Genomic DNA, 18,470 nt, shown 5'->3' with positions numbered 1-18,470 from the left:
TGGGCGACACTGTTCCCGCCATTCGAGCTGAGGTGGCAGGGGCCTGGTCCCTGCCACCTCCCTGCCCGAAATGTCGCGCCTGCACAGCTTTATGCAGCGGTCCTTGAATATCCCCGAAGTACAGCTAGGACTTCCAGTGCGGGCGTGAGGACCACGGCGAACACGTCCTCCTGAGTGCGGGCGGCCAGGAGCACGCCGCGACCGGGCCGCCCTCCTTCGTCACCGCCCTGCTGCACGAGTGGGCGCTGCGCGCCGAGCACGCCGCGCTACAACAGGCGCACGATCACTTGCAGGCGATGGTTAACGCCAGCAGGTGCTCGGGCGGGAGGTCGAGGATGACCGTCTGCGCGGCCCTGTGCCGAAGCATGTCCTGCGGACAGCACCCGGTCGCGCCAGTCGCAGGTGCTGCGGCGCGACCGGGGGACGAGTCGGTGGACGTGACGCTCACCGCCGCGTCCCTGCCGGGCGGCCTGGTGGACACCGCGCAGCGGGTCTCGCGCGAGGAGGGGCAGCGCCACCACACCCTGCAACAGGTCGCCCTGCTGGTGTCGGTCCTCGCGCACGCGAACGACGCGGTGCTCATCACCGAGGCCGAGCCGCAGGACCTTCCGGGGCCGCGCACCGTGTACGCAGACGCGGCCTTGCTCCACACGACGGGCTACGCGCTGGAGGAGATGATCGGCCAGACCCCCCTCCTGCACGGGCCGCGCGCCGACCGCCGGGCGCTCGACAGGATCCGCCGGGCCTGAAGAAGTGGAAGAGCGTGCAGGTCGAGGTCGTCAACTCCCGCAAGGACGGCACTGAGTTCTGGGGCGAGCTGTTCATTGCGCCCGTCGCCGACGAGACGGGCCGGCCACGGCCATGGACCAGACGAGAGGCGGCCCGCGAACCGCCCTTGATTTCCCCAGATTGGTGCCGAACTCACACAAAATTAAGGTGATGCAGGAGGCCTCCCCTCCACCGTCATCCGTCATCCGGCGTTTCCCGATTCAAACCACTGTCGCCAGCCGCTGTCGAAAGGGTCGGCGCGGACGGCCGTCTCCCCACTTGACGGGCCGAGGACGCCCACCATGACCACACTCGCAAGTTCGGTTGGCCTTCATGTCAAGCGGTTTTTGAAGGGTGACAAGACTGTGAGATGACTTTTCGTACAACAGGTCCGGTCGTCCCGGCTGAGTTGATTCCCCGTGCTCTTGTGGAGTCGCCCTCGCGCGGCCCTTGTTTGGAAAGGAGTTGAAATGGCCCTCTTCGGTGACCTCGAACACCACGCGCTCGCCGACCTGGCGAAAGTTCTCCATGCCCGGACCGGCACCCTGTTCCTCCACGAGGCGTATGAGCGCCGCACGCTGGAGCTGACCCTCAGGGAAGGGAGGCTTCAGGCCATGTACATGGACGGCTTTCCGTTGCGGGAGGTGGCCCAGGTCCGTGACATTTTGAGTCACCTTCAGGCCCGGGGCCGGGGAGCGTTCGAGTTCCAGCAGCGAGACGGTGCGGACGCGCGGACGGCCTTTTACGACCTCCCCCTGCGCGAGTTGGTGCAGGTCTCCTCCCAGGGGTCTGTAGCACAAGACGTCCTGCCCCACCCCGACACACGCTTCCGGCTCACCGGGCTGACCCAGGCCGTCCCGCCCTCGCTGACCGGCGTTTGGACCTTGCTGCGCCCCCACCTGATTGCGGGCGCGAGCGCCACACAACTGGCAGAGCGGGTGGGGCGTCCCCAGCAGGACGTGCTCTTCATGCTGCACGCCCTGCGCGCCGCTGAGCTGATTGCCCCGCAACGGGCCGCCGGGGAGTCGGAAGCAGCGACCCCCGTTCCTGCGGCCACGTTGCCCGCCCCGGCCCCGCTGCTGGGGCGGCTGCTCGGTGCCCTGCGCCGACTCACCGGGGTGGTGAGCGCATGACGGGCTTGCAGGCCCCCCTGAAGCTCGTCGTCTCCGGCCCGGTGGGCGCGGGCAAGACGACCCTCGTCCAGACCCTCTCCCAAACGCCGGTCGTCGCCACCGAGGCCGAGGCCAGCGAGAACATCGGCAAGCGCCACACCACCGTCGCCTTCGACTTCGGCACCCTGCGGCTGGGCGGCCAGGAACTGCACCTCTACGGCACCCCCGGACAGGACCGCTTCTCCTTCATGTGGGAGGTGCTGTGTGAGGGCGCGCTGGGCCTGCTGCTGCTCGTCGCCGGAGACCGTCCCCAGGACTTCGGGCACGCCCGCAACATCCTCGACTTCATCACCACCCGCGTCCCGGTGCCCTTCCTGGTCGGCGTGACCCGGCAGGACCAGCCGCGCGTGTGGGCTCCGGCCGACGTGGCCCTGTACTTCGGCCTGCCCGAGACCCAGGTGGTGGGGCTGAACGCCACCGCCCCGGACGACGCGCACCGGGTGCTCGCCCATCTGCTCGAACTGCAACTCGCTCCCCTCGCCCCATCTCCCGCCCTGTCGTGACCGGAAGTCTTCCCCTCCCCGAAAGGACCTCACCATGACCGCCACCCTCAGCAAGCAAGAACTCCTGAACTCCACCCTCACCGGCCTGCGCTCCGCCATGCCCGAGCTGCGCGGTGCCTTAATCGCCACTGTGGACGGTCTGCCTATCGCCCAGACGATGGGGGACGGCACCGACCCCAACCGCGTCGCCGCGATGGCCGCGACTGCCCTGGGTCTGGGCAAGCGTATCAACGACACCCTCGGCTCGGGCCAGCTCACCGACATGAGCGTGAGTGGCGCGAGCGGCCAGGTCTACATCTACGCCGCCGGGCACAAGGGCGTGCTGGCGGTCGTGGCCCCGACCGGCGTCAATCTGGGCCTGCTGCACATGGAAGCCCGCGACGCCGCCCAGAGCGTCGCCAGCATTCTCTGAGCGTCCCCGGACGCCCACCCCAACGTTTCGAGGTTCGTATGGCACCCCTGCCCGCCTCGCTCCACCAGCTTCTGAGCACCCTTTATCCCAGGAGGACTCCCGTGACCGCCACCACCAGCGCCACCCCGCACCTGCGCCCCCAACTGGGCGACTTCAACTCCGTCGTCTGCTTCAAGGCCGTGATCGTCGGCGTCGAGGACACCCTCGGCCCGGACGGTGCCGCCGTGGTCTTCACCCGCGCCGGAAAGGTGCGGGGCCGCGACCTCGCCACCGAACTCGGCGTGGCGGGCAGCAACGTGCCGGTCGAGCAGATCGCCGGACTGCTTGACGCGGCCATCGGGCGGGACGGCACCTGCCTGGCCGCCGTGACGCGCTCATACCACGAAGGTGAGCACATCGTGATCGAGACCCAGGACACCGTGTGCTCGGCGGGCGAGCCGCTGGGCAGCGACCGCAAGTGCACCTTCACTCTGGGCGCGGTGTGGGGTGCCCTGGAGGCGATCACCGGAGGGGTCTATCTCGGCGAGCACACCGACAGCGTGCTGCGTGGTGGCACCAGCGACAAGTTCGTCTTCACGCCCCTCTGAGGCAGGCCCCGGGTGCCCTCACCCCCCGGTGAAGGGCACCTTCTCCTGACCCTCCGGCCCTCCCCCCTCCCCCCAAGTCCGAACCCCTTGGGCCCCGTCCGGCTCCCGAACTCCCGACCTGACGGGGCCGCGCTGGCTGACTGGCGGAAGGCCAGGCCCTCCATCGCGCAGGCGTGGCGGCGGATGCGGCGGCACCCGGCGCGCAGCGCGGTGCCTCACCTGCCTGCCGCCTGGCACCTCCTCTGCGCCGTCCGGCTGGCCGTGCGGCACCATCACGAACGGTCAGCCGTTGCGGGGTACGCGGATCGGCCCTCGGGCAACGCCACCCCGCTGCTGGCGCACATTCTGGCCGTGCGCGACGTGTATGACGCCCTGATCTCGCCACGTTCCTACCAACCAACAGGCATGGCCTCCGGAGGCTGTCACGCGGGAGTTCAGCACCCAGGCTGGGCCACATTCTGGCCCGTAAGTCGTCGCGGCACTGGGGGCGGCAGCGGGTCGGCCGCCGGCGCTCGCCGTTCAGGCCCGACGGAGGCGAAGGGCCGGGACCAGCAGAGGGCGCTTGAGATCAACATAGGGGGCGTGTGCGGCCCTCCCACCTCCTTAGCTCAAGGGCTTACGGCTGCCCTGTGAATCAACCTGCGGAGGGGTGCCCGAACCCTGCGTTCCTGGGAGCGAGCGGCGGCGACCTTCAGAGGATCGCCGCCGCTCGCCTTGGTCTGCATTACGCGATGGTGATGTCCTTGGCGAGGGCGCGCAGCTTGTAGCGGGCCATCGCCAGGTTCGCCTTGTCCTTTTGCAGCACGAGGTACAGGAAGAGCGGCTGACCGGACACGATGTAGATGATGTGGTACTGGTCTTGCAGGGTGATCAGGATGTCCTCGATCTGTCCCCCGATTCCCAGGGCGTCCATCGTGCGCAGCTTCGCGCGCACCACCTCCGTATTCCCGGCGGCGGCCATCTCCAAGTCTATGCCAGCGCCCATCGTGCCCAGCGCCATGCCACTGCTGTGCTCGACGAGGGCGGTTGCGGTCGCGCCCTCGATGTTCATGGCGGCGATGAGGGTTTCTTTGACGTTGGTCACTCTGGTCTCCTTCGCCTCGTCCTGGGAGGCGGTGTGCTCGTGGGCGGCGGGAAGCGCCCCTGGTAGGGCGGGCACCGGGTCGTTGGGCGGGAACGGCTCTTCGTAGCCTGGTTTCTTGAGGTGGGTGGTCGAGCTTCTCGGCGTCCTGAACACGTGCTCCTCCGGGTCGTCGAGCAGAACGAGAACGTCGCCCTCCGCCGCGTCTGCCCGCTCCGCCTCGTCCTTCTGCCGCATCGCCTCCATCAGCAGGGAGGTCAGCGGCGGCAACTCGGTGCTCTGGCCGTTGTGGTAGGAGCGTTCGAGGCGAATCGCTACGTCGTTCCAGGCCATGATCCTCAGGGCCGCCGCCTCACCGGTCTGTCCCCCCGGCCGCGCGTAGGCGTCCACCAACCGGCCGTCGAGCAGGTGCAGCCGCCCCCACCCGGCCGCCGACTCGACCCGGACCGAAAGGCTCTTGCGCTCCCACTCCATCATTTGCAGGAACCCCGGCAGCGACACCCCCCGGACCGAGCCGTGGCTGAGGGTGCTGATCTCGCGCTCGATGGTCCGGGCAACCTCGGGAACGTCGGCCTGGTGGACCACCGGCATGACGCCGTAACGCCCGAAGACTTCCGGCAAGTTCGTGACCGTCCCGGTAGCCACCAGGACGAACGAGGTGTGGGGCCAGTGCAGCTTGGCATAGTCGAGCAGTTGAAAGAAATACTCGCAGAGCACCTGGGCTGGACTGGCACAGGACACCACGGCGAGGTCCGGCGTGATCCCGGACACCTGCCGGAGTGCGCCGGGCACATCGTCGGAGGTGTGGATCGTCCACTGGTGCGCCGCCGGAAGGTGTTGGCGCAGGCCATCCTCGACAAGGCCCCTCTGATCGCCGATGAGCAGCAGGGAGACCGACCGGGTTGTCGAGTTCATGACGGTGCCTCCTTCAGGTGTCCGGTCACGAAGGGGAACGCCCTCGGTCGAACGTGAACAAGGTAAAGTTCTTCCCCTTACAGAAGATGCACAGCTCGGACTGCCGCGTTGAGCGCCTGTTTTCCGAAGTTGAGCAGGTCTTCCCCGAGCTTGATCGGTTGCCCTCACACCCTGGGTCGAGGGGCTTGATCAGGTGGCGGCCGTCCTGTGGAACCCGGTGAAGGCCCACCTCGGGTGGTAACAAGCTCGACGACTCCTCCGTTCAGGAAAAGAAGGCGTGTGGAAGGCGCTCTACTCGCCCAACGCCCGAAGGTGCCGTTGGGCACGGCCTCCGGCCACCACACGTCGTCGCCCGTCAACCCGGGATGCTTCCAGCTCAGGGGGGCACATGCGCCGGCGGGCCGCCGGGCACCCTGCTGCCCTCGGCGCGCGGGGCCTCGACGACACGCTCCAGGGACACCGTGTTCCACACGGCGATGGCGGTCGTGACAGGGTTGAGGCCGCTGGCGCGGTGGCTTTGCGCCTCAAAGGAAAGGAACGGTTCCGAATCTCCCCGCTGCGGTGAAGGGCCACTACCCGCTTCAGCGCGTGCAGGGCCTCTCCCTTGTCCAGTCCCACCAGGAAGCAGCGCCGCCGTTCGGGGTCGCGCAGCCACCTCAGCGTGGACAGGATGCGCTCGCTGCACCCGGCCCGGTTCGCGCAAAGCCGGCGCGAGGCCGTCACCGTGCCCGCCTTGATGTCTGCCTCTCCCTCGCCGGCGAGAACCGTTCCTAGGCCAAGCGCCTCGACACGTTCCTGTGGGCGAGGTCCTCGCCCGGTGCCTCGATCAGGTGGATCGGCACGACGCGCACTCCTGCGTCATCTTCGTCTCGCACCACGGCCCGAACAAGGACTGGACGGGAGCCGAGCCGAGGGCGGCGCTGACCCGCGCCCAAACAGCACAACGACATCCTGCCCGTATTGATTGGCGACACCCCTGTGCCGGGCTTGCAGACCACGACCGGTCGCCCGGATGCGCGGGAAAAACCCCTGGCCCGGATCGCCGACGGGTTGCTGGGTCGACTGACTTCAGCGCAGGTGGGGAACGGTGCCGCAGTCACGCCTCCCCGAAAGGTGACGACCCGAAAGAGCGCGCGGCCTCCTTCCCGCAAAAGGTCGTCGGGGAGCCTGGTCCTCCTCGGAGAACTGCTCCCCGAGGAGGTGTGCTTCCGGAGGGTGGAGGACGTCACCACGGTCCATCTTCGGCCACGCAACGGGGAGGAGCTGGTGCGGTCGCAGATGCTCAAGACGTCGGCGGATCAGGGTGCGGTTGGTTGGGGCAGGCTGCCCTTTGCCTACGATCTCGACGGCACGTGGGTCCACGCCCAGAACGTGGCGTACGAGGGTGAGGGAGGGCGGCGCAGGACCATCGTGACTCTCCGAACGGCGCGATACGTTCGGCAGGGGTTCTCGTTCGGGCAAGACGCGCCCGGCTGAGCGCGGGACTCATCCGGACCCCTGGCAGCCCTGGAAGGGGACGAGGGCGGACTTCCTGGCGGCGAGACTGCTGCTGGTCTTCGGGCTGAAAACCCTGGGGACCGTGGACCACGAGACGCTTTCCGTCGTGGGCCGCTGGAGGGATGCGTGCCCCCCGATCAGCCTCCGGGGGTATCGCCAGGCATCGCCCGAAGTCTTCGGGGTACGCGGGCGGCCCTGCACCCGCGACTCCGGCCACGAGAACCACCCCGGGACCTTCCCGGCGGGTCCGCTCCCGAGTGGGACAGCCCAGGGACCAGGGGCGTTCACCGGATGATCGTGTGGATGGGGTGCCCCAGGCCGGGACCAGCCCTGGCGCGGGCGCGCAGCCAGCGGTAATGGCGGGGTAATGACCCGCCCACAGGGTGAGGACGAAGGAGGAACGTATGTTCGACCGCAGACCCTCGACTTCCCCGAGGCCCGGATCGTGTGTCGCGAGACGACTGGCCGCCCCGTCTCCCAGGTCATCGCGGACGACGTGGAACGCCTGGGTGCCGCCCTCGTCGTGATGAGCACCCACGGGTGGGGCGGGCTGGTGCACTTCCTGCTCGGCAGCGTCGCCGAGGCGGTGCTGCACCGGGTCAAGGTGCCGGTGTTCCTCGTCCGCGCCCCCGCCGACCCCACGGGGGACCCCGCCGCCGGGACGGCCGGAGCCCCGGTCGCAAGCGGGAAGCGTACCCCCTCACGTCCCGCCGCCGGCCCCCCGCCCGTCCCGGCTGCCCCGTACCCAAGGAGGAAAGACCATGCTCGTCCAGGACGCCATGCACGCCCGTGTCATCACCGCTGATCCCCACGAGTCGCTGCCCGACGCCGTGGTGAAGATGGAGACGCTGCACATCAAGCGCCTGCCGGTCGTTCAGGCGGGCCAGCTCGTCGGCCTGCTCACCGACGGCGAGGTGAGGCACCACCTCCCCGCCCTGCACGAGGGCCTCACCCCCTGGGACTTCGCCTACCGCGCCGGGCGCGTGCGGGTCCGAGAGGCCATGCGGCACCCGGTGCTCACCACCGCGCCGGACGAGCCGCTGGGCCGGGCCGTCCGGGTCATGCTCGACCGCCGGGTCGGCGGCCTTCCCGTCCTGAACGAGAGGGGTGCCCTGGTGGGCATGCTCACCCTCACGGATGTGTTGCGGGCCGCCGCGCGGGAGCCGTCCCCCTCCTGGGGCACCGCGCGCGGGCACATGACCGGGCAGCCCATCGCTGTCCTGGCAGGCTCCCCGGCGAGCGAGGCCGCCGCCAAACTGCGGGTGACCGGGCTGCGGGTGCTGCCGGTGCTGGAGGGCGAGCGACTGGTGGGCGTCCTGCACGGGCGCGACCTGGGCGCGGTGGTCGAGCGGGCCAAGGCAGCGCACGGGGACACCGTGATGGGGGACCAGTTCTTCCTGAACGGCAAGACGGCGCGCGACCTGATGCGCCCGCCGGGGGGAGAAGTGTCCGGGGACGCCTCGCTGGGGGACGCGGTCGCCCGGATGCTGGAGGCCGACGTCCACGGCCTGCCCGTCCTGGGGACAGACGGGCGGCTCCTGGGGGTGATCACCGTCAGCGACGTCCTGCGCGCCCTCCTCGGGGAAGGGCAGGGGCAGCCCGCTTGACCGTGCTCCGAGCGCGACGGGCGGCAACCTTGCCAACGAAGACCCGGCGGCGGCGTTGGGTCCACCTTGTGGGGATGGAGGCAGTCCCCCTCCCGTCCGGCCTCTCACTCCGTTCCTTGCACGCCTTCGTCGGGGCCTGCCGGGCGTGCCCGATTCGGGTCCACTGTCCTCGGAACGCCAGCGGTGATCCCCCCCCCCCCATTCCGTCAACGGTTGACCACGGCCCCTCGGCGAGGCGCGCAAGGCGCAACGTGAGGAGCGGAAAACGCCCGAGTGGCAGCGGAACTACCAGCGCCGGGTAATCTTCCTGGCGCTCACCCGCGCGGAGGTGTACCTGGAACTGGTGGACGAGTGGTGCTGGACGCCACAGGCCTGCGAGGCCTGGCCCGCCGGAGTTCTCCAGAGGCAACTGTTGCCGCGTGAGTCCACCGGGCCGGGACCTCGCGGAAGTCCCCGACGGATGGCACGCACGCCGCCGGGCACGAGTTCGGCCCAGTTGGAAGGGGCACCGCCGGAGTGCCTTGCGCCTCGCCTTCCACACGGCCAGGCCGTAGCACCCGCCGGATAGCCCGGAATAACCCCACACCGGCGTGGGGTTCCGGTTCAGTGTTTTCTCAGCACACAGAGCAGCGCCGGGCGCGGTGCTGAACTGGCCGGACCTGCTCGCGTCGCCGAAGGTGGGCTGCTGGCGGGCCACCGCGCCCGGAGCGTCGGTACCGACCGGGGTGTCCTCCCTGGCGATCCGCACGGGCACCTCCTGTCTGGAGCGTTTCCCCGAGGATGAGAGAGGGCCGGGAGGGGGTTCACGCCACGGGTTCCAGCCCCAGCGCCAGCCGCCCGGTGAACAACTGCTGCGCCTTTTCCGGCAGGGGGTGGAAGGGTGCGCCGTGCACGTCGCGCACCAGCCGCTCCAGCCCGAAGGCACGGTAGAAGTCCGGGCCACCGGCCACCTCCAGGCTTTTCTCCACCGTCCCTATCACGGCCCCGCTGCAAAGGGTCTTGCGGATCAGGATGGCGTCCGCATGTTCCACCGTCGGCTCGAAGGCGGAATCGTTCGAGAGGGCGAACATGCTCTCCAGGGCCAGCCGCGTCTTGCCCGCGCCCGGCTCCCCGCAGATGAAGATGACCTGCCCGGCCTGCCACGCGGCCTCCATCCGCGCCCACTCCCGCTCGCGGCCCACCAGGGTCGGGGGGCGCAGGGTGGCGAGCGGCAGGGCCTGGGGCACCACCGGGGCGGGCAGGCGGCCCCGCTCGATGTCGGCGAGGAGGGAGAGCGTCTCGGGCAGCGGGTCCACGCCGGACTCGCGGCGCAGGAACGCCTCGCAGCGGCGGTAGGCGTCCTCGGAGAGGGGATTGAGGTCGAGCAGGACCCGGGTGCGCGCCGCCGCCTCGTCGTAGCGGCCCTCGCGCTCCAGCCGGGCGGCCTCCTCGCGCGCCGCGCCCACGCGCCACTCGGTCCAGCGCTCACGCTCGGCGAGCAGCCAGTCGTCGAGGTCCGGGCAGTCGTCGTACCGCAGCCCCGCGAGCAGTTCGCCCCCGAAGCGGTGAAGGGTGGCGAATTCCCCACGGGTGCAGGCGTCCCGGGCGCGCCGGGCGTCCACGTCGAGGGCCGACCCCAGCGACAGCAGTTCCCCGCCGCCCACGAGGTCCGCGCCCGTGGCCGAGCGGAGCTTACGCAGCATCTGCACGAGGTTGTTGCGGGCCGCCGCCTCCCGCGTCTCGGGCCACAGCAATCCCACCAGGCGCGAGCGGTGGGTAGGCCCCTCCAGCGCGAGGAGGGCGAGCAGGGCCGCCAGCTTGCGTTCCGGGCGCGTCTCCCGGCTGTCCGGCCCGCGCAGCCGGACCGTGCCGAGCAACCCCAGGTGCCACGGCAGAGCGTTCATGGTGCCCTCAGCGTACTCCCCACGGGGGGGAGTTGGGGACCTCCGGCGGTTCAGAACTCGGCGCAGGGGACGTTCCCGGCGGACCCGTGGCGCAGGTGTTCAGCCAAGAAATTCAGCAGCGCGTCCGGCGTGGCGAGGTGGCGTCGCGGCGAGTCGCCCCGCAGCACCGAGGCGCGCCAGACGGCCCGGGTCCCGTCGGACTCGTGCCACACGCGCGGCAGGGAGACCTCGTGTTCGCCGGGGAGGCGGGGGAGGCGGGGGAGGTGAGCGTCCTCGTTCATGTCGACCTTCAACTCCACCGCTTCGGCGGTGGCCGTCAGGGGAGGGGCGGCGGCGTGCTCCCACCCTGAGTGCGCGCCCCGCCCGGTGGGCCGGTCATCGTCCGATCATCTCCCCTCCCGTCCGGACACGCCACACGGCGAAGGAGAACACCATGAAGCGCACGCCGCCTACCCTGACCGCCCTGCTCGTCGCCCTCACGCTCGGCACGCCCGTGCTGGCCGCAGGCTCCGCGCTCACGTCCTCGTCCCCGTCGTTGTCCTGCACGGCGCAGATCGCGGAGGGCACGTCGTCGAGGTCGGGGAGGGTGAAATCCGCCTTGCCCTGTCCGCTGTCGATCACCGTGTCCTTGAGCGAGTGTCCGCCCGCCGCCGTGGCCGTGCCGCTGATCGCGCGGAAGGCGGGGGCTGACGCGCGCCCCGATGTCACGGGTGAGAGGGATGGAGACCGTGGGCAAGTTTGGCAGGCGTTTTCTCGTGTCGCTTCCACGGCCCAAATTTGGAACAGGGGCCTCTCCGACCGGTCGGGACCTGGGGGTTCCCCTACCGCTGCCGCGCGGGCAGGGGCGCGGGTGAGGTTGACCTGTCCGCCGCCCAGGGTCTGCCCGTCGGCCGTCACCGCCTGGAAGCGCCCCGTGTAGGTGTCGCCGTCGAACTTCCCGGTCGCGCGCAGCTCCACCGCCGTGTCGTCCGGCAGCCGGAGCGTCAGGGTCAGCGTTCCCGACCGGTGGTCGCCCGCCACCGTGCCGAGCCACTCCCCCTCGGCGGACAGCACCATGCCCTGAATGCCGAGGCGGTCGTCCTCCACGTTCAGCCGCACGTCCAGCGGGGCGTTTCCGTCCGTGGTGAGGCGGCCCGCCCACCTGCCGCTGCCGCCTTGCCGCACGGGGGGAGGCGGGGGCGGTGGGGGTGGGGTCACGACCACGGGCGGGGAGGCCGGGGGCGGACTCGGCGTGCTGGCCCGCCGCAGTTCCTCGGGGGTCGCGCGGCGCACCACGGCCCGGTCCTTCCCGGTCGTCAGGGTGAGGGTCGTCCCCGTGACCCTCCAGGTGGAGGTGCGCGGCCTCAGGTCGGTCCCGGTGTAGGACAAGCCGCCGGACCGCACGCAGCCGCTCTTCAGGGAGTGCGGGGTGGCGAGGTTGAAGCCCTTCGCCGCGCCCGGCTTCAGGACGAGCGTGCCCCCCTGGACCGTGTACCGCCCCGCTTCCCAGCGGATGCTGATCTTTTCGCAGGAGATCAGGCGACCGCTCCAGCCGAAGGTCTCCGGGGTGGCACTTGTGCTCAGGGTGGCGAGTTCGTAGGTGCCGTCCGGGCGCGGCAGAAGGCGCTCGGTGTCGCTGCCCGCCTGCCGGAAGCCCTCCAGGGTGTAGGCGGAGCGGGGGAAGACGGAGCCTCCGTACCACTCGCCGGTCAGGGTGGACGGAGCGGCGCTGGCCGCCGAGGTCAGCAGGGCGAGGGTGAACAGGGGGCGGGAAAAGGCGTTCATGCCCGGCACGGTAGCCAGCCGTGGGTGATCGGAGGATGACCGGCCCTCCTGGACCTGAAGAGAACGGTCGGTCGCGCCGGGTGTTCAGGATGTCCGGGAGCGCTCGTGGGCGGCCTGTGGTGAAGACCGCGCGCTCCCTGCCGCCGCCGACCGCGTAGACCATGCCCCTGTGCGCCGCTCGGACGACCACCCGGCTGTCGCGGGTGGTGGAGGCGGCAGGCGCAGGCGCAGACGCAGACGCAGGCGGTCCACCAGGGTCCCCGCCTGGGCACTCCCCACAGCCAGCGGATGAAGTTCCTGTTCCAGCGTCTGCCGGTCGTCCTCGTGGGTCCAGCCTGCGGGCCGGGCTGAGGAGGACTCCCTCGTCCGCGTCATCCCCCGGTCATCCGGCGGCCCCTACCCTCTGCCCGTGAACACGACCCTCCTGTCCGCCCTGCTCCTCCTGTCCGCTTCCACGCCCGCGCTGCCACGGGTGTCCTTCGACGCCCGGCTCCTGGGCGTGATCGCCACCGTCCGCACCGTGGAGACGCAGAAGCGCCTGGACACCCCCGACTTCTTCCCGCCCCGCCATGTGCAGGTTGTCCTCGGGCCGCAGGGGGACGCTGTGCGCGAGCTGAACGTCTACCCGGTCGCCGGGTTGATCGCCCAGTACCCAGGGAAGAGGGACGGCGTGCGGACGGAAATCGACTCGCTGCGGGCGCTGCTCAAGGAGCGTCCCGCGCCTGCCCAGCTTCGGGGGGAGTTGCCCTTCCTGCCGCCCCCCTTTTCGGGGCAGGTGCTGAACGCCGCCGTGAAGTACCTCGACTTTCCCGGCGGGCGCGGCGTGCGCGCGCTCGTGGCCTACAGCCTCGACGTGTCGCCCCTGTCGCGCGAACAGGTCTTCTACACCTTCCAGGGGCTGACGCAGGACGGCAAGTCTTACGTCTCGCTCCGGTACCCCGTCTTGTTGAAGGAACTGCCCGCAGACGCGTTCTCGGGGCCAACCGCGCGGTGACGGAGGCGTTGAACTCGGGCGACGCGGGACGGGCGGAGGCGGCGTGGAAGACCTCCCTGGCACGCACGAGGGGGCAACTGAACGCGCTGACGAACGACCCCCGACTGACGTGGATCGACGCCTTCGTACACTCGCTGCGGCTTCGGTAGGACTTGGTGTGGACGGCCCGCCGAGCGCCGTCGAGACCGAAGCGGGACGGGCAGCCGACCTTCCCCGAGGCCACGTCATCCCCCGAACATCCACGCCCGGCCAGAGTGCCCCCTGCCGACGCGCCCGATTCTCCGTGCTCGACCTCCTGCTCCAGCCGCACCGGGACAGGGAGGCGGCCCGGTCAGTCCGACGGTCCCGGGGTCATTCACCCCGACGAGGGCCGACCCGTCAGGCCAAGCGCAGGCCCCGCCGCAGCGCCTCCAGACTCCGCTCCAGAAATGCCTCGGAGACGGACGCGCCCGGCGAGAACAGCTCGCCGGCGTGATAGGCACCCTCCACCTCGTGGAACTCGCACGGCACGCCCGCCTCGTTCAGACGGCGCGCGTACTCCCGGTCCTCCGGGAAGAACAGGTCGAGCGTGCCCACGCCGATCCACGCGGGCGCGAGGCCGGAGAGGTCGGCCCGTCTCGCGGGTGCCGCGTACTCGGGCGCGGCCTCCAGCGTCGGCTTGCGGCCCAGGTACGACGACCAGCCCAGCAGGTTCGAGGTCGGCGTCCACACGAACTCCCCCCGCCCCTCGTGATTTGTCTCCAGGACCGTGCGGTCGTCCAGCATCGGGTACAGCAGCAATTGGAAGGCGGGCGCGACCTCACCCCGGTCGTGCGCGAGTTGCGCCAGTGCCGCCGCCAGGCCCGCCCCGGCGCTGTCCCCGGCGACGGCGATCCGCGCCGGGTCGCTGCCGAGGGACGCCGCCTGCGCCTTCATCCAGCGCAGGGCCGCGTAACAGTCCTCCAGCGGCCCGGGGAAGGGCGTCTCGGGCGCGAGGCGGTACTCCACGTTCACGACGAGCAGGCCCAGTTCCCGCGCGAAGCGGGCACACTGCCTGTGGTAGGCCTCAGCCGAGCCCGTGATGAACCCCCCGCCGTGGAGGTAGAGCAGCGCGGCGGTGTTCTGCTGTCCTGCGAGGGGGCGGTAGAGGTACACGGTGACGTCCGGTGCGCCGGGAGGGCCAGGGATACGGCGCGACTCGAACTGAACGTCCGTCGGGGCGGCGAACCGCGCGGGCAGCCTCCGCATGGCCCAGACGAGGGCAGGCGTGAAGGGGGGCGAGCGGAAGCGCAGCAGCGGCGAGCGCAGTTCGGGGTGGAGCCGGGGAAAGGACGCGGCGCGTTTGGAGGCGACCCACCACCCGGCCAGGGCGAGTGCCGCCCCCCACGTGAAGGTCCTGGTTCTGTTCACGCTGGATTGTCCTGACACGCCTCGCAGCGTAAACCACGGCCCCCTGAGGGACGCGTGGCCCGGTCGGCGCGGCAGAGGAACCTGCTCCGCTCTGCCCCGGGCCTGACCTCGACCCCTGATCGGACGCGTCCCGGTGGCTGACACCCCCTCCCGATGGAACGGGCCGAATCACGCTGCAATCACCGGGCCGAACCCACCGTGCACTCCGTCCGGTGATTCTCCGCCCTGCCACGGCGCACCGGGTCAGTCGCCCACGCCCTCTCTGCCTTTTGCAAAGGAACCCGAACCATGAGACGATCCCTGCCTGCCCTCCTGTCCGTCCTCACCCTCACCGCTGGCCTGGCCGCCCCCCCCGCCGAAACCTGAACCGGGGACGGTGAAGGGCGTCGTGCTGGACGCGCTGGGCCAACCCATCAAAGGTGCCATCGTCCGCATCGAGCCGGGGCTGACGGGCGGGATGGTCGGCGTCAAGACGGACGCCCAAGGGCAGTACACCGCCCGCTCCCTGATCGACATGCCGTACCTCGCCACAGCCTGGACCCTGATGCCCTACCGGGGCCAGAAGTTCTGCCTGCGCGTCGATTCCGTGAACGAGGAAGGCTACGAGCCCTTCTCGGCGAAAGGAGGGACCATCCGCAACTTCAGGCTCAAACTCAGCGGGGTCATCCCCGACGCCGGGGAGAACGCCTTTTTCGGGGGAGAGGCTCGGCTGCTCCATCCGGGGTGGGACGACGACGGCGTGGTGAACTGGGACGAGTCGCGGGTCGAGGTGACCCTGGTCCCGGACGGGCCGCTGGTGGACGGGCCGCTGGTGGACGGGTCGGTGGGCAAACCGCTGGTGAGGACGACGCAGCCTGGCGAGTCCTTTCTGTACGACATCCCGCTCGGGCAGTACACGGCGACGGCGGTGGAGCTTCGCCCGGACGGCACGCGCGCTCCCCTCTGGATGGGGGAAAAGCAACCCCAGGACAAGATGACCCTCAGGTTCGAATCCAACACGTCGTAGTGCGGCACGGGGTACAGCAAGGTCAGTGGCATTGGCCGTGCCTTCCTGTACGTCGCCCGTCCGGCGAAACAGCAATGGCCCGGAGCGGCAACTCCTTCGAAGTGCTGAAGACGAGGGCCGCTTCTCACGGTCCACCGGCCCAATCGTCTGGCAAGGTGCCCCACGGGTCTCGGGATTCTTTCAACCGGGTCCTGTGTCGGGGGAGCTGCTGTGAGACGCCACGGCTGAACGCTTGAACGATCGCCAAAGGGAGCGAGCTACGATTCGCCCTTCCCGGGGGCCGACCACACCGCCGAGGTGGACCTTCTCCGGGCTGCCGGATGTTCGGCCCGAAGGGAGACGAGGCCAGGAGACGACAGAACCCGGGGTCACCCCGTCACGGGCAGGACGATCCGGGACAGGCCGCCCTCGCCGTGCATGACGGTCCGGTGCGAGACGGCCAGGCGGCGACCCGTCGCCGGGTCCTCACCGGTGCCCAGGTTGCGCGCGTACTGCGGATGCGAACCCCCGGAGATCAGCACGCGCAGCCGTGATCCGGCGGCGAACCGGTGCGCCACGGCCCCCAGGGACAGGCGCACGACGCCGCCGTCCGCCGGGGTCAGCCGACGAAAGCCGTCGCTCACCAGGCGCGACTGCCCCCGGACATCCACCTCGCACAGCCGCACGAACAGGTCGGCGTGCGGGTTGTCGCTGCGGTGCACCACCTCGACCTCCGGCACGCCCATTACCTCCAGCGGAGCGGTGAGGGCCGGGCCGGTAAAGGTCAGGATGTCCTCGCGGGCTTCCAGGGGACGGGTGTCGCGATAACCCCCGTTCACGAGGAGCTGACCGCCCACGCTGGGTGTGGGACTTGCCGGGTCGTAGGTGAAGGTGGAGGGCCGTGCCTTCGGGGAGGGCGGGTAGGCACCCAGTCCCCCGTCCGGGTGCAGGTACAGCGTCCGCGACCCGGTGGGGGGCGGCCAGCCGGGCAGGTCACGCCACTCTCCCGCGCCCGTCACGGACACGCGCACCGGGGCGGAGCGGTGGCGGGCCTCGCCGCCCAGATGCTCGGCCAACCAGTCCAGGGCCTCGCGCGTCATGACGTCGAGGCCCTCGCCGTGCGCCCAGGGACCCACCGTCAACGCCACGTCCACGCCCCGCTCGCGCAACCGGGCGTACTGCGCGAGTGTCTGGTCGAGGAAGATGTCCTGCCAGTCCCCCGCGAGCAGCACCGGGACGCGCACCTGCTCCAGTGCCCCCTCCAACCGCCTCGGCGTCCAGTAAGGGTCCCCCAGATCGGCGCGGGTCAGCATGTCGCGGTACGAGGCACCCAGGGGTCCGCCGCCCAGGTGCCGCTCCCCCGCCTCGAGCAGGGGCAGGGCGTCCAGCGCGGGCTTCAACCGCCGGGTGAGCTTCGCCCGGTCGATCAGGGCGGTGAGGAGGCCGCCGCGCTCCTGACGGGCGATCTGGTGGTGCCAGGACAGCAGCACCTCCAACCGGAAGGCACCCGCCCCGTGCGCCGTCTGGTAGACGTCGTGCAGCCCGATCAGGATGACGGCGGTGACCAGCTCCGGCGGCGGATCGAGGAGCAGCGCCCACTGGGTGAAGCCGAAGTACGAGCCGCCGAGGGTGGCGAACCGGCCCCCGAACCACGGTTGCGCGCGCAACCATGTGGCGGTATCGGCACCGTCCTCGATCTCGCGCCCCATCGGCTCGAACGGACCGCCCCCGGACCCGAAGGTCCCGCGGCAGCTTTGCAGCACCACCCGGTAGCCACGCGCGGCGTAGGGTGCCGCGAAGTTGGCCGCCGCCAGGACGCCGCGACCATAGGGCAGGCGCACGAGGAGCGTGCCGCGCACCTCACCGACCGGGGTGTACACGTCGGCCAGCAACTCGGCCCCGTCGCGCATGGGGACCCACACCCCCCGGGTCACGGTATAGGCCGAGCCTGCCGGGGGCCTCATGGCGCGGGTGGTCACGGTGTCGAGCACGCGCGCCAGTCGTGTGGGGGGCGTGGGGCGTGTGTCGGGCGTCGTCATGGTGGACCTCTGGGGGCAGGTGGGGAGGTCGAGGACGCGAAGAAGGGAAGGGGGAGAGGCCGTCTTCGGTGTCGTTCGACGTGGTCCGTGGGGTGGGTGGAGCGGGATGAAGGTTGTCGTGGTGCCTTGACAGCGTAGTGCGCTTGTGGTGGCTCGCGTCGAGGTGGTGGTGCGGGGTCCGAGGTGACGCCGGGGAACTGCTGAAGCAGGGGGCCGAGCGCTCCCGCCCGGGAGGTGGCGTTGCCTCCCGGATGGACCTCACCGGCCCGTTGCGCCTCACGGCAAATTCCCTGACACCGGGTCTGTTGCCCGCAGTGAATTCAGGGGGAGGACAGGTTGACGAGAGGGGCCATTTACCCTGAACGGTCAACGCTCTGGAGGCCGAGTTGCTCCAGGGCGTCTGCCAGGGAGCGCGGGCTCTGGCGGCACGTCAGCTCTTCGGGCTGGCCGTCCTGGTCCTGGGTGTAGGCCCGGCAGTCGAAGGCCCCGTCGCTCCACCCCGGGATCAGCAGCACGCCGCTGTCGTCGAAGAGGCCCAGCTTCTGACCTGGGCGGAAGCGGCGGTGGTCCCGTTCCTGAGTCCGGAGCTGGCCGTCTTTATAGGCGACCCAGTTCCCCACCCAGTCCACCCGGCCACCCCACAGCCCGAACAGGGCCTCGCTCCAGCCTGACGTGAAGCGGGAACCCGTCGCCGGCACCTCCCGTCTGAAGGAGTCTGGGCCTGTCCGGCTTGTGCGTCGTTGAAGTTAAGCGGCTGTAGCTTGGCGTTCGAACGCCAGGGGCGTCAAGTCCCCGAGCGTGGCGTGGCGTCGCTGGCGGTGGGAGAAGACCGAGGGTGGACTCGAAGACTGCCCGCCGTGCAGCAGCCCGGTTC

Annotated in this window: 20 protein-coding genes and 1 pseudogene; 12 read left to right on the top strand and 9 right to left on the bottom strand. The window is 70.5% G+C overall.

Translation table 11 applies throughout. The annotated features are described in order from the left end of the window. Positions 1-335 precede the first annotated feature (335 nt). The 6 genes from V3W47_RS19160 to V3W47_RS19135 all read left to right on the top strand — a co-directional run bounded on the left by V3W47_RS19160 (position 336) and on the right by V3W47_RS19135 (position 4,075). Positions 336-749, top strand: a complete 414-nt coding sequence (locus V3W47_RS19160; RefSeq protein ID WP_331826839.1) for a hypothetical protein — start codon at positions 336-338, stop codon at positions 747-749. A gap of 489 nt (positions 750-1,238) precedes the next feature. After that, complete coding sequence (locus V3W47_RS19155; RefSeq protein ID WP_331826838.1) at positions 1,239-1,901, top strand: hypothetical protein; 663 nt, start codon at positions 1,239-1,241, stop codon at positions 1,899-1,901. After that, positions 1,898-2,443 (top strand): GTP-binding protein, encoded by a 546-nt coding sequence (locus V3W47_RS19150; protein WP_331826837.1) that lies wholly within the window; start codon positions 1,898-1,900, stop codon positions 2,441-2,443. Before V3W47_RS19155 ends, V3W47_RS19150 begins: the two co-directional genes overlap by 4 nt. Before the next feature lie 34 nt (positions 2,444-2,477). Beyond that, entirely contained in the window at positions 2,478-2,855 is a 378-nt protein-coding gene (locus V3W47_RS19145) for a roadblock/LC7 domain-containing protein (RefSeq protein WP_331826836.1), read from the top strand. A 101-nt stretch (positions 2,856-2,956) separates the two neighbouring features. Further along, on the top strand, positions 2,957-3,442 hold the full coding sequence (locus V3W47_RS19140; protein WP_331826835.1) for a hypothetical protein: 486 nt from the start codon (positions 2,957-2,959) through the stop codon (positions 3,440-3,442). 183 nt (positions 3,443-3,625) lie between these two features. Then, on the top strand, positions 3,626-4,075 hold the full coding sequence (locus V3W47_RS19135) for an HD domain-containing phosphohydrolase (RefSeq protein ID WP_331826840.1): 450 nt from the start codon (positions 3,626-3,628) through the stop codon (positions 4,073-4,075). A 91-nt stretch (positions 4,076-4,166) separates the two neighbouring features. Here V3W47_RS19135 and V3W47_RS19130 read toward each other — a convergent pair whose 3' ends face one another. Both V3W47_RS19130 and V3W47_RS19730 read right to left on the bottom strand, forming a co-directional pair. Further along, a complete protein-coding gene (locus tag V3W47_RS19130; protein ID WP_331826834.1) occupies positions 4,167-5,438 on the bottom strand; it encodes a DUF4388 domain-containing protein in 1,272 nt (423 codons plus the stop codon). A 291-nt stretch (positions 5,439-5,729) separates the two neighbouring features. Next, positions 5,730-6,161, bottom strand: coding sequence for a Tn3 family transposase (locus V3W47_RS19730; protein ID WP_442877250.1), 432 nt, complete (start codon positions 6,159-6,161; stop codon positions 5,730-5,732). A 237-nt stretch (positions 6,162-6,398) separates the two neighbouring features. On the opposite strand from V3W47_RS19730, the gene V3W47_RS19125 reads away from it, so the two are divergent. From V3W47_RS19125 to V3W47_RS19115, 3 genes are all read left to right on the top strand, one after another. Next, positions 6,399-6,914, top strand: a complete 516-nt coding sequence (locus V3W47_RS19125; RefSeq protein ID WP_331826833.1) for a hypothetical protein — start codon at positions 6,399-6,401, stop codon at positions 6,912-6,914. Between the two features lie 388 nt (positions 6,915-7,302). Further along, on the top strand, positions 7,303-7,740 hold the full coding sequence (locus V3W47_RS19120) for a universal stress protein (protein ID WP_331826832.1): 438 nt from the start codon (positions 7,303-7,305) through the stop codon (positions 7,738-7,740). Continuing rightward, a complete protein-coding gene (locus V3W47_RS19115) occupies positions 7,697-8,542 on the top strand; it encodes a CBS domain-containing protein (RefSeq protein ID WP_331826831.1) in 846 nt (281 codons plus the stop codon). Before V3W47_RS19120 ends, V3W47_RS19115 begins: the two co-directional genes overlap by 44 nt. A gap of 803 nt (positions 8,543-9,345) precedes the next feature. On the opposite strand, the gene V3W47_RS19110 is transcribed toward V3W47_RS19115, so the two are convergent. The 3 genes from V3W47_RS19110 to V3W47_RS19100 all read right to left on the bottom strand — a co-directional run bounded on the left by V3W47_RS19110 (position 9,346) and on the right by V3W47_RS19100 (position 12,189). Then, positions 9,346-10,425, bottom strand: coding sequence for an AfsR/SARP family transcriptional regulator (locus V3W47_RS19110; RefSeq protein WP_331826830.1), 1,080 nt, complete (start codon positions 10,423-10,425; stop codon positions 9,346-9,348). A gap of 50 nt (positions 10,426-10,475) precedes the next feature. Further along, positions 10,476-10,706, bottom strand: a complete 231-nt coding sequence (locus V3W47_RS19105) for a hypothetical protein (RefSeq protein WP_331826829.1) — start codon at positions 10,704-10,706, stop codon at positions 10,476-10,478. A gap of 94 nt (positions 10,707-10,800) precedes the next feature. Further along, positions 10,801-12,189 carry a hypothetical protein gene (locus V3W47_RS19100; protein ID WP_331826828.1) on the bottom strand — a complete coding sequence of 463 codons (1,389 nt, stop codon included), beginning with the start codon at positions 12,187-12,189 and terminating at the stop codon, positions 10,801-10,803. Positions 12,190-12,598: 409 nt separating this feature from the next. On the opposite strand from V3W47_RS19100, the gene V3W47_RS19095 reads away from it, so the two are divergent. Together V3W47_RS19095 and V3W47_RS19090 are read left to right on the top strand one after the other, a co-directional pair. Then, positions 12,599-13,183, top strand: coding sequence for a hypothetical protein (locus tag V3W47_RS19095; protein ID WP_331826827.1), 585 nt, complete (start codon positions 12,599-12,601; stop codon positions 13,181-13,183). A gap of 8 nt (positions 13,184-13,191) precedes the next feature. Then, positions 13,192-13,332 (top strand): hypothetical protein, encoded by a 141-nt coding sequence (locus tag V3W47_RS19090; RefSeq protein ID WP_331826826.1) that lies wholly within the window; start codon positions 13,192-13,194, stop codon positions 13,330-13,332. A 229-nt stretch (positions 13,333-13,561) separates the two neighbouring features. Here the strand turns inward: V3W47_RS19090 and V3W47_RS19085 are convergent, their stop codons facing one another. Beyond that, on the bottom strand, positions 13,562-14,572 hold the full coding sequence (locus tag V3W47_RS19085; protein ID WP_331826825.1) for an alpha/beta hydrolase: 1,011 nt from the start codon (positions 14,570-14,572) through the stop codon (positions 13,562-13,564). 376 nt (positions 14,573-14,948) lie between these two features. On the opposite strand from V3W47_RS19085, the gene V3W47_RS19080 reads away from it, so the two are divergent. Next, positions 14,949-15,578, top strand: a complete 630-nt coding sequence (locus V3W47_RS19080) for a carboxypeptidase-like regulatory domain-containing protein (RefSeq protein WP_331826824.1) — start codon at positions 14,949-14,951, stop codon at positions 15,576-15,578. 368 nt (positions 15,579-15,946) lie between these two features. Here V3W47_RS19080 and V3W47_RS19075 read toward each other — a convergent pair whose 3' ends face one another. The 3 genes and pseudogenes from V3W47_RS19075 to V3W47_RS19065 form a co-directional block, all read right to left on the bottom strand. Continuing rightward, entirely contained in the window at positions 15,947-17,596 is a 1,650-nt protein-coding gene (locus V3W47_RS19075; protein ID WP_331826823.1) for a CocE/NonD family hydrolase, read from the bottom strand. A gap of 353 nt (positions 17,597-17,949) precedes the next feature. Further along, the gene (locus V3W47_RS19070) at positions 17,950-18,294 is read right to left on the bottom strand and encodes a hypothetical protein (protein ID WP_331826822.1); all 345 of its coding nucleotides are present in this window, start codon (positions 18,292-18,294) and stop codon (positions 17,950-17,952) included. A gap of 48 nt (positions 18,295-18,342) precedes the next feature. Beyond that, positions 18,343-18,470 (bottom strand): annotated as a pseudogene (locus tag V3W47_RS19065) (IS3-like element ISDds1 family transposase); the annotation flags it as partial.

This window comes from Deinococcus sp. YIM 134068, assembly GCF_036543075.1.
GTDB lineage: Bacteria > Deinococcota > Deinococci > Deinococcales > Deinococcaceae > Deinococcus > Deinococcus lichenicola.
The sequence above is the reverse complement of the archived record's forward strand: the minus strand, read 5'-3'. Positions and strand labels throughout refer to the sequence as shown.